Below are 14,696 nucleotides of genomic sequence, written 5' to 3'. Positions count from 1 at the left end.
CCTCTGCTGCACCTAGCAGCCCGCATTTCCGATGGAGAACCAGTGGCGTGGGAAGAGATCGAAGCCATGGCCCTGGACGACCAGCAGCTTCGTCTGGCCCGCCAACTGCACCGAGTGTCCCGAGTCGCTTCCCTGAGCCCTGATCCAGCCTCAAGCCCGCCCACTCAAGCTGATCTCCAGCAGTCTTCCGATCCCGATACAGGAACCCCGCGCCGCTGGGGCCATCTGATCATCCGCGAGCGCATCGGAGGAGGGGCCTGCGGGGAAGTCTACCGGGCCTGGGATGCCCAGTTGGAACGCAATGTGGCCCTCAAGCTGATGCGCCCTCGCTCAACGGGCGGGAAACAGGCCCAGAAGGATGAGGAGCGCCGCCTCCGTCTGGTCCGGGAAGCGCGTCTGCTGGCCAAAATCAACGATCCCAGCGTAGCCACCGTGTACGGGGCCGACACCCACGGCGGTCAGGTGGGGCTGTGGATGGAGTACGTGCGGGGACGCAACCTGGATGAGATGGTCGAGGAGCAGGGCCCCTGCAGCGCCGGCGAGGCTGTGGTCATCGGGATGCAGGTATGCCGGGCCGCCGCCATGGTTCATCAGGCCGGAGTTGTGCACCGCGACATCAAGGCTCAGAACATCATCCGCGGCCAAGGCGGACGCATCGTCCTCACCGATTTCGGCACCGGCTACGAGATTCCCGATTCGCCCCAAGCCGACACTCAGGCGCCCATCTCGGGCACGCCCCTCTACATGGCGCCCGAGGTGCTCAGAGGCGAAGAGCCGACGCCTCTCTCCGACATCTACTCCATCGGCGTCCTGCTCTACTACCTGATGAGCCGCACTTTTCCCGTGCGGGGCACCGATGTGGGGGAGATCCGCCAAGGACATCGCAAGAAAATCTTCACGCCTCTGGGCGAGGCGCGCCCGCAACTCCCTCACGCCGTCTGCAGGATCGTGGAGAAAGCGCTTGATCCTAATCCGCGCCGGCGCTTCCATTCGGCGCGGCAGATGGAAGACGCTCTGGCGGGAGTCTTGACCGATCAGTCCCTGCGGCTGATGCAGCGCCCCGCCGATTCGACGGGGGGAGGCTGGCCGCGACCGCCCCTTAAAGCCGTGGCGGCTCTGCTCATAATCGTCTTCGCCGCATTACTTCTCATCATCCAGTATTCCAGTCCCGAGCGAGAGTTGCGCATCCTGATGGAGGAGGTCTCGGGATCGGTGGAAGCGGCAGACAGAGCTGCCATCGATGGAACCGTAAGAGATGTTCTAAGCGCCTATCCCCGCTTCACGCCGGTGAATGCCGCGACCTTGGCCGACAATCTAAAGCTGATGGGAAAACCCGCTGACAGTCCGGTCGACGGCAATACGGCCCAGGAATTGCTGCAGCGCGGCATGGCGGACATTTCTCTGAAGATAGGACTGGATCACTCCCCACAAGGGACACGACTCCTCCTGGAGGCTTCATCAGCCTCTTCGACCCTTCACTTCGACGCTGAGACCCTTCGCCAACAGGGCCAAATCGACTCCCTGCTCAGACAGATGATGCACCCCCTGCTCTCCAATGTGATCAGCAGGTCCCCCCAATTGGGAAGCAGACCTAACTACCCCAAGGTGACGACGACCAGTTTTGAGGCCTTGAAACACTACCATGAAGCGGAGTTGACGCCTCTGCTCGAGAAACGGGTGGGCCTGCTGGAAACGGCGATCGGGGAAGATCCCCAGTTTGCCTCCGCCCACCGCGCACTCGCTCTTTGCCAGAGCGCTATGGGCAACTCCAAGGCCTCGCTGCAGACAATCACTGAGGGCTACCGTCTGCGTCATAACGCCAGTCCTCCTGAGAGCCGCCTCATCGAGGTGCAATACCTGCAAATGACGGGACAGCATCATGAGGCTATTGAGATAGCTGAAGCGGTCCTTGCCGCGAGACCCGACGACGCCACCCTCCACGTCCTCGTTTCCAACGACTTGGCACGGATCGGGTTTTTTGACGAGGCCATCGACCATTTGGAGCAGGCCATCCGTCTGCAACCTTCCGAGGAGAGGCGATACAAGGGCAGGATCGCCTTCATTCTGGCCCGGAACAGCCAGTTCCGGGAAGCCCTCGACATCGCGCAAGAGCTGCGCTCGCCAAATGAGGATTGGCCTTACCTGGATTGGGCCGAGGCTTTCTCACGAATGGGACTGGACGACTTTGAAGGCGCCGAACAAGTCCTGTTGAAGATGGAGCAGTGCGCCTCCAAACGGGGGGAGCAAACCGCCATGGGCAGAGACCGGGCCTTGTGGATACCGGTCGCCCGCTACTACCTGGCCCAGAACGAACTTCTGCAAGGCCATCACGAAGAGGCCCTGAAATGGCTGGAACGCGGGAAAGGCAGCGGCGAGAGGCGCGGCAACCGCTTCATCGGCTACCTGACCGACCTGCGTCTGGCCCATCTCTACTTTTTGACCGATCGCGAAGATCAAGCCCTGCAGGCGCTGGAATATCTGCTTGAAGACGACTTCCCGCCCCAGTTTCACCGCAGGCTGCGCGATGCCGCACTGCTTCTGGGCCAATGGGGACATTGGGACAAGTCCGGGCCATACATTGAGAAACTGCGGCAAATCGACAGCCAGTACTCCAACAAGCTCACTCGATGGTACCTGATGCAGTTAGAGGGTGAAGAGTACTTGCGGCAGGGTCGAATCGAAGAAGCCAGAACACCTCTTGACAAAGCCCATCGAGGATTAGAAGATATACTATCAGCGGCATCTCTTGCTCGCCTGCTCGAAGAAACGGGCAGTTACGATAGTGCGATTCGCATCTATCGCGAGATTTTGGACCGCAAGGGCCGTCTCATCTATTGGCTGCCGGCCGACATGCTGGCAGTCGTTAGGAAACGGATGGCCTGCTGTCTGATCGGGGTCGGCAAAGAAGAAGAGGCTCAAGAGCTGCAACAGGAGCTCAAATCCTTCTGGACTCCGGACAGATTCGGGCAGCGGATTCTGGAAGCGGAATGCGCACATCCCGCTGGCCGGGACACCTCAAAATAGGCTGCCGGTCTGAACCTCCGGCGGCGAGCATCGTTCTGCTCCGGCGTTATCACACTAATTGACCGGCGCATCCCCCTTCTAACGAATCATCGGCAGACTTTTCTGCGGCTCTCACGGCAATCCGCCGGACGCGGTCCCGCCTGCGCGGGCGGGAAGAGGCTCGTCCCGGAAAACATGCAAAGGAGCATGTCATGAGCAACGTATGGAAAGTGTGGGGAAGAGCTGCAGGGAACGCCGAGTTTCTCGATCAAGTCCAGGCCGACGCCAGAGGCGCGGCGGAATCACTGGAATTGCGCCTCTCTCAGTATGATGTGGGCGAGATCAGCCGGCTGCTTGGAGTGCAGGAGGTTTACGACGCTCTCGCCAACATCGGGCAGAGGATTGCCGCCCTGGCCTCGCCCGCTCAACAAGGCGAGGACTGCCGGGAGTTGGTGGGCATTCTCACCATCGACCGGGGCCTGCGCAACAGGATGCGCCAGGAGGGAGTCGCAAACCTGGCCTCACAGCAGTTCCTTCATCTGAACGCCACCGAGGTCGCCCTCATCGAGGATCTGCTCAACGATCCCTCGGCCTCCCAGAGCATGGAAGACGTGACCGAGGAGGGTTGGTTCACTTCCTGCTCCTTGGCCCTGCTCGACGACCCCGCCTACAACCACGACGACTACACGCCTCAAGAAGGAGGTTGAGGCCGTCCGGCGGCCCCTCGGAGGACCTGGGGGGCCGCACTCCTCATCACACCCCTTGCCGGTCCCCTGGAAACTGTGTGAGAATCGGCCTAACAGGCAGCCTACAGGACGACTCCGTCGAAACCTTCCAGGCACCTAGGGGGCCTGCTCTTCGATGGCCTTGAGGACCTCAGGGTCTTGGGGAAGCAGGTCCACCTCCGCCAGCCGCCGCGTCAGTTCCAGCCAATTCCCGTCCTGGGCGAAGATCTCCTTGAAGATCGGCAAGGCTTCCTGCAGGCGTCCCACCGAGACCAGTTGGACGGCGTGCCAGTAGCGCGGCTCCAGCCGTCCTGGAAGCTTCTCCTCGGCGCGCGCATAGTGTTGCAGCGCTTGTTCCATCTGCCCGTGCTCGATGGCCAGGTCTCCGGCGTTCATGTCGTTGTAGGCTTCCTGCACGGTGAGCAGACGCTCCAGTTCCTGCAGCGGACGCTGATGGTCGTCGACGCGGATATCCACCATCACGCCCTCCCAGGGCTGTTCCGGCTTGGCGGCCGAGACCACCTTGAGGGCGGCGCTCTGGCGTCCCCGGATGTCGCCTCCTTCAGCTTCGGCGGCCTGCAATGCGGCCATCAGGCGACGGGCCAGCGATCCGCGGGCGGAGCGGAAGGCCTCGGCCATGGCCGTGCACACGGTGGACTTGAGCATCATGTTGGCCTGCACGCTGAACCCGTCACCCTGCACATCGCAATGATGGCGGATGCACTTCTGGCCCGTGTGGGCCGCCACCCGTCCTGAGACGTCGACAAAGGCCACCTGGCGGACGTCCCGTCCCGGGTCGGCCTGAGTCAAGCGCTCGAGGGCGGGTCCGGGTCGCTCTCCCGAAGCCATGGCCCGCAGTCCCAGGGGACCGTAGTCGACGTTGACGAAGGACTGGGTGGCCACCGCCCCTACTCCTCCCTGGGCCCAAACGACGATGCTTCCCACCGAGAACCAGTGGGACTGGACGGCTCCGCCCACCTCCCCGGTCTGCTCATCGTAGGCCACGATGGAATAGGTGTGGGCCAACTCCGACGGCCTGGCCTGGGGCTGGCCCGCCAACAGCAAAAGACTTAGAGTCCAGGTCAAGAACATGACGTTTCCCTTCTTCCGGGAATCAACCCGAAAAATAGATCCATACCGCCACCACGCAAAGGATGAGCAGGCCGGTGAGAAGCAGGTCGTTTCGCTTGCCGGCTTGGGTCGACTCGTCGGCCACCTCGGTGGTGGCGTAGGTGAGTCCGGCCAGCTTGGCCTCCGATTGGGGGGGCGTCAGCAGGCTGACCACGAGCAGAACTGTCGAGCAGATGGCGAAAAGCAGGATGGCGAAGTGGAGGAAGTTGATGTCGGCATAAGTGTGAAGCATCGATCCTGGCGTCAGCTCCGACTTGTAAAGCTCCAGCGCCAGCCGCGACATGCCCAGCACGAATCCGGTCAGCAGCGAAGCGATGGCGCCGGACGCGTTGACCCGCTTGTAGAAGATGCCGATGAGAAAGACGGCGGCGATGGGCGGCGAAATATAGGCCTGTACGCTTTGCAGGTATTCGTAGAGGCGGCCTGAGATGAACTGCATCATGGGGATCCACAGCAGTCCAAGTCCCACCAGAACCACCGTCGAAATCTGTCCCACCCACACCAGGCGGCGCTCGGTAGCCTCGGGATGGACCTTGCGGTAGATGTCCCAGGTGATGAGCGTCGAGCAGGAGTTGAAGACCGACGACAGCGAGCTCATCAGGGCGGCCAGCAGTCCGGCCACCACCAGTCCTTTGAGCCCGGCCGGCAGCAGGACGCCGATCATGGTCGGAAGCGCCTGATCGGGCTCGGCCAATTCCATCATTCCCTTCTGCGAGAGCGAGTAGGCCACCACCCCGGGAATCACGAAGATGAAGAGAGGCAGAACCTTCAGGAAGCCGCCGAAGATGGTTCCGCGGCGGGCGTTGTCCTGGTCGGAGGCCGAGAGCACGCGCTGGACGATGAACTGGTCGGTGCACCAATACCAGACGCCCAGAATGGGAGCGCCGAAAAGAATCCCCGTCCAGGGAAAGCTGGGATCGCTGACGGGCTTCCACATGTCGAAGAAGCTGCTTCCGGCGGTAGCGTACATCTCGTCCCAGCCGCCCAGCTCGGAGAGTCCGATGAGGGTCACCGCCACGGCGCCGCCCACCAGCACGAACATTTGCAGCATGTCGGTGTAGAGCACGGCCCTGAGTCCGCCGAAGACCGTGTAGACTCCGGTCGCCAACACAACGACCAGGGCGCCCGTCCAAAAGTTAATCCCCATCAGGGACTCGAAGACGATGCCCCCGGCATAGATGGTGACCGAAATCTTGGTCAGCACATACCCGACAATCGAAATCCCCGCCAGATACCAGCGTGCTCCCGAGGAATAGCGCCGCTCCAGGAACTCCGGCATGGTAAACACGCCGCTCTCCAGGTAGAAGGGCACGAAGACCCACCCCAAGAGCAGCAGAATCAGCGAGGCCAGAATCTCGAACTGCCCCACGGCCACGCCGCTGTTGGCCCCCGTCCCGGCCAACCCCACCAGATGCTCCGACCCGATGTTGGAGGCGAACAGCGAGGCGCCGATGATGAACCACCCCACGTTGCGTCCCGCCAGAAAATACCCCTGCGAGGTCTTCCGCGTCCCCTTTTCGCGCTGCGTGGCCCAAATGGCCACCGCGAAAACGACCACGAAGTAAAAGCCCACAACCAGCCAGTCCAATGTCTCAAGAAGTCCCACGAACCCTCTCCTTTGTGGTGGACGCGCCGCAGAATTATGGCAGCCTTCCCCCACGCTGTCCAAGGCTGGGCGCGGATGACGAAAGACGATCTCCTGGAAGGCAACAAAGAGCTCATCGATCGAGCCGCCGAGTTGCTCGCTCCCGCCGCGGTACGGGCTCTCGGTCGAAACCCGGCAGGGGGTGAATCGGCGGCATGGGATTCCTGAGCTAAGCCCTGTCGGCCCTTGGACGGGTCTGACCCTATATAACCTGGTGTCTGGTTATCTCCATCGCCGCAAGGATGCGCCTCCCACCAGACGGCTCCGCTCAGTCCTCTTGAGCGGGCAGCTTCCGGGAGGGTGGGAGGCGCATCCTTGCGGCGATGGAGGAACTGTTCCTATTCGCCTATTTGTAACCGGCCGAGGTGTTCTGTCTAGAAGAGCGACCTCAGGAAGACGTACCAGAAGTCGAGCGGATGTCGGCTTACGGGTTGAGCCAGAGGCGTTGGTTTTGGGTGTGGGTATTTTTGAGGTCTTGGAGGATTTTGTTGAGGTCGGGATCGCCGTTGAGGGGGGTCCAGAGGGGGTTGGTGGAGAGCCAGGGGTGGCTTTCGTTGCCCAGGTAGACGGCTTTGCGGAGCCAGGCGAGGGCTTGGTCGCGGTCAGCGGCTACGGCGAAGTAGGTGGCCAGGCGGTAGGCCATGTCGCCGTCGTGGCGGCCCGAGGAAAGGATTTCGTCGGTGATGAGGTCGCGGGCGACGGTGGGGTGGCCGGCAGAGAGGTAGGCGATGGCCAGAGTGGGATAGGCCAGGCGCAGGTGAGGGTCTTCGTCGACGATCTCTTGCAGGGTTTCGATGGCTTGGGTGAACTCCTCGAAACGCACGAGGAGGTAGCCCAGGGACGAGCGCAGGAGGGTGTGGCGGGGCTCCAGGGCCAGGCCTTTGTTGACCTCGTGGAAGGCCGCCTCGGGGTCGCCGCGGTAGACGTGGGTGCGTCCACGCTGGTAGTAGACGGTGGTGGCTACGGCGGGATTGAGTCGCAGGGCCTCCGAGAAGGACTCGAGGGCTTGCGGATAGAGTCCGTCGAGGCGCTGGATGACCCCCGCCACGGTGTGCACCTCGGGATCTTCGGGAGCCTTGTCGAGCAGGTTCTGGACACCCCGGCGGGCCGCCGCCTTCTCGCCCCGCCAGAGGAAAGTGTAGAGGCGGAAGAGGTTGGCTTCAACCAGTTGGGGATCGAGTTCCAGGGCCTGGGCCAGGTGGTCCTGGGCCTTCTTGAGATGCTCGGCATGGACGGCTCCGTTGCGCACCGCCAGCAGGTGGGAGATGCCCAGCGCCGAGTGGACGGGAGCCAGTTGCGGATTGTCTTGCAGGACGCCCTGCAGCATCTGGCGGGCCTGCTTGAGGTCTTTGCCGTGACCTCCGCGCAGGGCGTAGCTGGTGAGGACGGCGCGGGCCTCCAGGTACTCGGCCGGCAGGTCCCTGTCGCGCCTGCGGCGGAGGCCCTGAGCAACGGAGCCATCGTCGTCCGCGGCCGCCGGACGCAGGCCGCTCATGCTGCTGATGGCCGCGTAGATCTCCTCGCTGACCCGGTTCTGGATGGCGGGCGCTTCCCCTCCCGGCAGGCTGATCGAGCCCCCCGAAAGCACCGTTTCGGAGAGGCTGGCGAGCAACTGCCAGTTGAGGCTGAAGCCTTCCTCGCCCAGGCGGTACTTTCCCTGCAGGACGGCCGCCGCACGCAGTTGCTTGCCGGCCTGAGCAGGATTGGCAGGCAGGTGGGGCACCGACATCACCGTGCTGGAAGGACGCACCTGCAGCCAGGGTATGCGCGAGAGGCGGGTGGCGACAGCATCAGCCAAAGCGAATCCCAGAAAGCGGTCTTGAGGCGATTCGCGCGAGGATTGAAAGGGCAGCACGGCCAGAGTATTGGCCGGGATGCGCGGCGATCCGGCACCTAGAAAACGCTCCGCCAGCAGCGAAAAGATGCCGCTGCGCTTGTCCCGTTTGGCCTCCGGCGCAGGCAGGACGGCCGAAGCCTCCCCTGGCACCACCCCTACCTCGTAATGCAGCGACTTCATCACCGTCTTGAGCGCGTCGCGCAGGTCGGCCGCCGTCTTGTAGCGCCCGGACGGCTGCTTGTCCAGCGCCTTCGACACCACCTGCTGAAAATCGGCGGGGAGATCCGGCCTGAAGTCCTCCAGCGGAGGCGCCGCCTTGTATTGGATGGCGCGCGCCACTTGGTTCTGGTCGGCATTGCGAAACCAGAAAGGATGGCTGCCCGTGATCATCTGGTAGAGGATCAGCCCCAACGCGAAGATGTCGGTTTGCTCGCTGGCCTTGAGGGTGACGAACTGCTCGGGCGCCATGTAGTAGAAGGTGCCCATGCGTCCCGAACTGGAGAATCCGCCGCTCTCAGCGACCGAAGCCGCGGGCGGGGAGGTTTCCCGAGCCGCCTTGGCCGTCCCCTCGGTCCGCACGGCCAGGCCGAAATCGAGGATCTTGACCACCCCGTTGTCGGAGATCATCAGGTTGGCCGGCTTGAGGTCGCGGTGAAGAATCCCCAGGCGGTGAGCCGCCGCCAGGCCGTCCGCCGTTTGGATGGCGATGGAGAGCGCCAGGTAGAGGTTGAGAGGACCTTCTGCGATGAGCTGCTCCAGCGTCCGACCCTCCACGAACTGCATGACGATGAAGTCATTGCCCTCGGCTTCCCCCACCTCGTAGACGGGACAAACGTTGGGGTGCTCGATGGCCGAGGCCATGCGCGCTTCACGCAAAAGGCGGGCCCGCCGCTTCTGGTCGGAGGCCGAGCCGCGGTGCAGCTTCTTCAGCACCACCGGACGCATCAGCTTCATATCGAAGGCTGAATAGACCACGCCCGCGCCACCCGCGCCCAGACGGCGCAGGATCTGGTAGTGGTGGACCGTCTTCGACTTCATCGCCTGAAGCGGGCCCTGCGATCAGCCCTCCTCCTCGACGGCGCCCTGGCCCTCGACGGGATCGGGCGACTGGAAGACGGAATCGGGAAGCTGGTCGTAAACGGCGATGTGGCTCAACTCGGCGGAACGGCTTCCGTCGGGACTGCTGCGGCGTCCGGCCAGCATGATGCCGCCGTAGGACTGCCAGTCCGTCCAGTTCCAGACGGTGGCCTCGGGATCCTCGTCTTGGTTGCTTTCCAGGATGTAGGCCCAGCGGTCCATCAGTCCGGTATCGGGGTTCAGATAGGCCCAGTAGCGGTCGCCGGAGGTCAGTCCCACGCCGCTTTCAAAGGTCAACAGTACTTTGTCGTAGGTGGTGCCGTCGACCTCTTCCTGGCCGGCGTAGGCGAGATGGACGCCGGGGTCCTTGAGCTTGTAGGGCATGACCAGCCAGTAGGTGTCGTTGACCCACATGCCGTAAGCGCGCTCCAGCCAGTCTTGGGCCTCTTCGCCCTCCTGCTTCTCGCCGTTGACCCAGGCCTCGCCTTCACGGGTATTGATATTGTGCAGCACCACGAACTCGTCGCCCGAACGGGTCTTGCCTTGCACCCGGTGGCGGCCCGTCCACTTGTCCCAGTAATGGAGCCGGTTGCCGAAGAAGTTAAAGCGGATGTAGCGGGCGTTGTTCCAGGCCTCTTGACCCCCCAGGGCCTCCATCAGCTTGTCGGCCAGGGCCGCGGGATCTTTTTCCGCGTCCTCCTGGCCGAATGCCGCAGGCGCCGACAAGGCCGCCAAAAGAAGCATCAAGAAAAGAGAAATGGCTCGAAATTGAGATGAAAGAAGCATCGTGCATCGACTCCTTTTTGTTCAGCGGTCTGGATGGGAGCTAGCATACCGGAAATCAGACCGATTTCACCAGGTTGCGGTAGGTGGTCATGTGGCGCAGGGCTTCTTTGCGGCGTCCCAGGTCTTCGTAGAGGCGGGAGATGTTGTAGTGGGCGTCGGCGTAGCGGGGTTCGATGGAGAGGAGTTGGCGGTAGGCTTCCAGGGCTTCCTGACGGAGGTCCATGTCTTGCAGGGCCACCGCCAGGTTGAAGGCCGCCGTCACGTCGCGGGGCGAAGCCTTGAGGGCGTTGCGGTAGTGGGCCACGGCTTCGTTGAGGGCTCCCGACTCGTGACGCAGGCGTCCCAGGTTGATATGGGCCTTGAGGTGGAAGGGATTGAGCCGCAAGGCCCGCATGTAGGCCTGGGCGGCCTCGCAGCGGTCGACCTGCTCCAGGTCGCGTCCCGTCTCGAACCAGGAATCGGCGCTGTGGGCCCGTTCATCGCGGCGGGAACGGCGGGCGTTGGCGCGGGCCAGCGGACGGGCTTTCTCGGCCAGTTCCGAGAGGTCGAAATCGAAGACCCGCTGGCCGCAGGAATTGCAGCACTCGTCGCCGTTGCGCACCACCAGCTCTTCGCCTTCCACGTTGATTTGCAGGGTGCTGAGCGAGCGTCCTTCGGGAAGCTGCGTCTTGAAGCGCCGCAGATCGCGGAAGACGCGGCGGGGCGAAAGACGGCTGCACAGCTCGAGGGCCATGCGCATCACCACCAGGTCCTGAAAGGAATAACGGTACTCGGCGCGCGTGCCGCGACGGGGCGAAATCAGTCCCGAATAGACATAGCCTCTGACGGCATAGTCGGGAATGCCCAACAGGCGCCCAACCTGCCGGGTGGTATATCCTCCTGGATAGGGGGCATCGCCGTCCATGGCCCCATATTGTAACAGGCCTTCTCATTTGGCCATGCAAAGACGCCGCAAGCCCCTCTCCAGGCCTGTTTTTTCCGCCGGCGGGCAGGCCGGCACGGCCCCAATCCATGCTCTCAGCTTGTTCCCGTCGGGCCTGCGGCTCTGATAGACTTTCAGGCTATGGCTACACGATCGATGGGCAAGGCGACGGTTTCCTTCGGACTGGTTTCCATTCCGATCAAGATCTTCACCTCTTCGGACAGTTCTTCTTCGGTGTCCTTCAACCTGCTCGACCCCGAGAGCAAGACGCGGCTGCGCCAGCAGTTGATCAACGCCAAAGGCGACGTGGTGGAGCGCAAGGACGCCATCAAGGGCTACGAGTTCGCCAAGGACCAGTACGTGACCTTCACCCAGGAGGAATTGCGGGAACTGGAGGCCCAGGCCAACAAGACCATCGAGATCAGCGAATTCATCCCTGCCAAGGAGATCGATCCCGTCTATTTCGACAAGGCCTACTATCTGAGTCCCGATCAGGGAGGGGAAAGGGCATACGCGCTGCTGGCCAAGGCCCTGCAAAAAAGCGGACGGGTGGCCCTGGCCCGCTACGCCGCCCGCGGCAAGGAATACCTGGTGATGGTGCGCTGCATGGGAGACGGCGCCCTGGTCATGCAGCACCTGCGCTACCAGGAAGAAGTGCGGGCGCTGGACGAGATTCCGCTGCCCCAAGTCGAGGTCAAAGAGCCCGAACTCGATTTGGCCATGCAGCTTATCGACCAGGTCTCTCACGAGGAGTTCCACCCCGAGAACTACCGCGACACCGTCTCTAAGAGGGTGCGCGAGCTGATCGAAAAGAAAGTGGAAGGCGAGGACATCGTGAGCACCGCGGGAGAGGCTCCTCAGGCCCAGATCATCGACCTCATGTCGGCCCTCAAAGCCAGTCTGGGCGGGGACGACAAGGAACGCAAATCAGCCAAGGCGGCTGAGGAGGGGCCTCAAGAAGAAGCCCAAGAGAAGGCCGCCGAGTCGTAGGGCTTATAATCCCACCTGAGCCATGGCCGCCGACGACAAGCTGAAGGAGTATCGAGAGAAGCGCTCGCCCGAGCAGACACCCGAACCTTTCGGGGGCGCCGGACCCGCGGGACGCTTCGTGGTGCAGAAGCACTCGGCCCGAAACCTTCACTACGACCTGCGTTTGGAGTGGGGAGGCGTACTGCTTTCCTGGGCCGTCCCCAAAGGCCCTTCGCCGGACCCCGCCGACAAGCGGGGCGCCTTCCAGACCGAAGACCACCCCCTGGGCTACGCCGACTTCGAAGGCGTCATCCCGGAAGGGAACTACGGGGCCGGCCCCATGATCGTTTGGGATCAGGGCATGTGGACGCCTCTCAACGATCCCGACGAGGGGCTGAGGGAGGGCAAGCTGCATTTCGAACTGAGGGGCTACAAGATGCGGGGCGGATGGGAACTGATCCGTCCCCGGGCCGAGAAGCAAAACGAATGGCTGCTCTTCAAGAAGCGCGACGCCCTGGCCGGCGATCCGCTGCGCGAGTGCTGGACGGAGGAGTCGGTCTTCTCGGCCATCACGGTGGAAGAGCTGGGGCAAGGGCACGAGCGCTCCAAGCCCATCCGTGAGCGCCTGGAAAGCTGGGGCGCCCCCCGCATCGAGGGCGGCCTTCCCAAGCTGGGCGAGATCCCCTTGATGCTGGCAGAACCCGGCGGCCGGCCATTTTCAGACCCTGGCTGGTGCTTCGAGCTCAAGTACGACGGATATCGCCTGCTGGCCTTCAAGGAAGGCACGCGCGGCCGTCTTCAATACCGCAAGGGCTCGGAAGCCACCCGCATCTACCCGGCCGTTTCCCGCATGCTGGGCGGACTGCCCTACTCCTCGCTGGTGGCCGATGGAGAAATCGTGGTGCTGGACGAACAAGCCCGGCCCAGCTTCCAGCGGCTGCAGAAGCGCGCCATGCTCAACCGCAGCGCCGACATCCAGCGGGCTGACCTGGAGCATCCGGCGCTTCTCTATCTCTTCGACCTGCTCATCTTCGAGGACTTCGACCTGCGTCCGCTCACCTACCTGCAGCGCAAGGAGATCCTGGCCATGGTGGTCCCCAAAGCGGGACCGCTGCGCTTTGCCCAGCACATTCCCGAAAAAGGCCGCGAGCTCTTTTCCCACGTGGAAGCCCTGGGTGTGGAGGGATTGATCGCCAAGCGAAGCGAGGCGGCTTACACGGCGGGACGCAGCGGCGATTGGGTCAAGATCCGTGCCGAGCGCCACCAGGACTGCGTGATCGTTTCCATGGTCCACCCCAAGTCGGGCGCCCGCACGGGATTCGCCTCTCTGGAACTGGGAGTCTTTCAGGCCGGCAAGCTCCACTACGCAGGCTCGGTGGGGACCGGCTTCTCGCAAAAGCTCATCGACGAGATCTCGGCCATGCTGGAGCCGCTGCGGCGAAAAGATCCTCCCTGCCAGGGCCAGGTTCCCAAAGTCAAGCGCACCTGGGTCGAACCGCAACTGGTTTGCCGCGTCCGCTACACCGAATGGACGGAAGCCGAAAACCTGCGCCTGCCGGTCTTCGAAAAGCTGCGGCCCGAGGTCAAGCCCGAGGAATGCCTGCGCGAGCACGAGGACGCCCCGGAAGAGCCGCCCTCCGCCCCGCCTTCCGAAGAACGCCGCATCCCTTTCACCAACCGCGAAAAAGTGTTCTGGCCCAAGGACGGCTACAGCAAGGGCGACCTGATCGATTACTACCACTCGGTGGCCCCCTGGCTGATGCCCTACCTGACCGACCGTCCGCTGGTCCTGACCCGTTATCCCGACGGCATCGAAGGCAAGTACTTTTTCCAGAAAAACGCCCCCGACTACCTGCCCGATTGGGTGCGCACCGAGCGCATCTGGAGCCAGCACGCCGAGCGCGAGATCGACCACATTGTCTGCGACAATCCCGAGACGCTGCTCTACCTGGCCAACCTGGGAACCATCCCCCTGCACGTTTGGTCGAGCCGCTTCGCCAATCTGGCCCATCCCGACTGGAGCATCATCGATCTGGATCCCAAGGACGCTCCCTTCGAGGACGTCGTCACCCTGGCCCGCGCCTTCCACGAACTGTGCCAGGAGATCGAACTGCCGGCCTTCTGCAAGACCAGCGGCTCCAGCGGACTGCACGTGCTGGTGCCGCTGGCCGGACTCTGCACCTACAAGCAGTCGCGCGACCTGGCCGAACTGCTGTCGCGGGTGGTGGCGCTGGAGCATGGGGAAATCGCCACCCTCTTCCGCTCATTGGACAAGCGCCAAGGCAAGGTCTACCTCGACACGGGACAGAACGGCCACGGCAAGCTGCTGGTCTCGCCCTTTTCCGTCCGCCCGCTGCCGGCCGCTCCAGTCTCCTGCCCTCTGCGCTGGGAGGAGGTCAAGACGGGACTGAAGCTTTCCGACTATCACATACGCTCCCTCCCCCATCGCCTCAAGGAAGAAGGCGACCCGCTCTCCCCACTGCTGCACAGCCAGCCCGATTTCGGAGAGGTCTTGCAGCGCCTCTCTAGACGTTTGCAGACCAACTGACAGGTAAACGGAGAGGGAGATGGGGCATGAAGGACGTTGATGGGGTTGACCTC

10 protein-coding genes are annotated in these 14,696 nt (G+C 63.1%); 5 read left to right on the top strand and 5 right to left on the bottom strand.

Features of this window, described 5'->3' with window-relative positions:
• Positions 1-42: 42 nt before the first annotated feature.
• Together VLU25_20965 and VLU25_20960 are read left to right on the top strand one after the other, a co-directional pair.
• A complete protein-coding gene (locus VLU25_20965) occupies positions 43-3,024 on the top strand; it encodes a protein kinase (GenBank protein ID HSR70414.1) in 2,982 nt (993 codons plus the stop codon).
• 191 nt (positions 3,025-3,215) lie between these two features.
• Entirely contained in the window at positions 3,216-3,710 is a 495-nt protein-coding gene (locus VLU25_20960; GenBank protein ID HSR70413.1) for a hypothetical protein, read from the top strand.
• Positions 3,711-3,845: 135 nt separating this feature from the next.
• On the opposite strand, the gene VLU25_20955 is transcribed toward VLU25_20960, so the two are convergent.
• Entirely contained in the window at positions 3,846-4,820 is a 975-nt protein-coding gene (locus tag VLU25_20955) for a DUF1028 domain-containing protein (GenBank protein HSR70412.1), read from the bottom strand.
• Between the two features lie 22 nt (positions 4,821-4,842).
• The gene (locus VLU25_20950; protein HSR70411.1) at positions 4,843-6,465 is read right to left on the bottom strand and encodes a sodium:solute symporter; all 1,623 of its coding nucleotides are present in this window, start codon (positions 6,463-6,465) and stop codon (positions 4,843-4,845) included.
• A gap of 75 nt (positions 6,466-6,540) precedes the next feature.
• Here VLU25_20950 and VLU25_20945 point away from each other — a divergent pair, with 75 nt between their 5' ends.
• Entirely contained in the window at positions 6,541-6,672 is a 132-nt protein-coding gene (locus VLU25_20945) for a hypothetical protein (protein ID HSR70410.1), read from the top strand.
• A 256-nt stretch (positions 6,673-6,928) separates the two neighbouring features.
• On the opposite strand, the gene VLU25_20940 is transcribed toward VLU25_20945, so the two are convergent.
• Genes VLU25_20940 through VLU25_20930 form a run of 3 tightly spaced genes read right to left on the bottom strand, consistent with a single transcriptional unit; the run spans position 6,929 to position 11,108 of the window.
• A complete protein-coding gene (locus VLU25_20940; GenBank protein HSR70409.1) occupies positions 6,929-9,379 on the bottom strand; it encodes a protein kinase in 2,451 nt (816 codons plus the stop codon).
• Positions 9,380-9,400: 21 nt separating this feature from the next.
• Complete coding sequence (locus tag VLU25_20935; protein ID HSR70408.1) at positions 9,401-10,204, bottom strand: hypothetical protein; 804 nt, start codon at positions 10,202-10,204, stop codon at positions 9,401-9,403.
• Positions 10,205-10,259: 55 nt separating this feature from the next.
• Positions 10,260-11,108, bottom strand: coding sequence for a tetratricopeptide repeat protein (locus VLU25_20930; protein ID HSR70407.1), 849 nt, complete (start codon positions 11,106-11,108; stop codon positions 10,260-10,262).
• Between the two features lie 159 nt (positions 11,109-11,267).
• Between VLU25_20930 and VLU25_20925 the strand changes: the two genes are divergently transcribed.
• Both VLU25_20925 and ligD read left to right on the top strand, forming a co-directional pair.
• The gene (locus VLU25_20925; GenBank protein ID HSR70406.1) at positions 11,268-12,116 is read left to right on the top strand and encodes a Ku protein; all 849 of its coding nucleotides are present in this window, start codon (positions 11,268-11,270) and stop codon (positions 12,114-12,116) included.
• Positions 12,117-12,138: 22 nt separating this feature from the next.
• Entirely contained in the window at positions 12,139-14,643 is a 2,505-nt protein-coding gene (ligD, locus tag VLU25_20920; protein HSR70405.1) for a DNA ligase D, read from the top strand.
• Positions 14,644-14,696 lie beyond the last annotated feature (53 nt).

Source organism: Acidobacteriota bacterium, assembly GCA_035471785.1.
Taxonomy (GTDB): domain Bacteria; phylum Acidobacteriota; class UBA6911; order RPQK01; family DATIPO01; genus JANQFM01.
The sequence above is the reverse complement of the archived record's forward strand: the minus strand, read 5'-3'. Positions and strand labels throughout refer to the sequence as shown.

Coding starts and splice junctions, on each gene's coding strand:
- VLU25_20960 (HSR70413.1), top strand. CDS start 3,216: ATGAGCAACGTATGGAAAGTGTGGGGAAGAGCTGCAGGGAACGCCGAG.
- VLU25_20955 (HSR70412.1), bottom strand. CDS start 4,820: ATGTTCTTGACCTGGACTCTAAGTCTTTTGCTGTTGGCGGGCCAGCCC.
- VLU25_20945 (HSR70410.1), top strand. CDS start 6,541: ATGACGAAAGACGATCTCCTGGAAGGCAACAAAGAGCTCATCGATCGA.
- VLU25_20940 (HSR70409.1), bottom strand. CDS start 9,379: ATGAAGTCGAAGACGGTCCACCACTACCAGATCCTGCGCCGTCTGGGC.
- VLU25_20935 (HSR70408.1), bottom strand. CDS start 10,204: ATGCTTCTTTCATCTCAATTTCGAGCCATTTCTCTTTTCTTGATGCTT.
- VLU25_20930 (HSR70407.1), bottom strand. CDS start 11,108: ATGGACGGCGATGCCCCCTATCCAGGAGGATATACCACCCGGCAGGTT.
- VLU25_20925 (HSR70406.1), top strand. CDS start 11,268: ATGGCTACACGATCGATGGGCAAGGCGACGGTTTCCTTCGGACTGGTT.
- ligD (HSR70405.1), top strand. CDS start 12,139: ATGGCCGCCGACGACAAGCTGAAGGAGTATCGAGAGAAGCGCTCGCCC.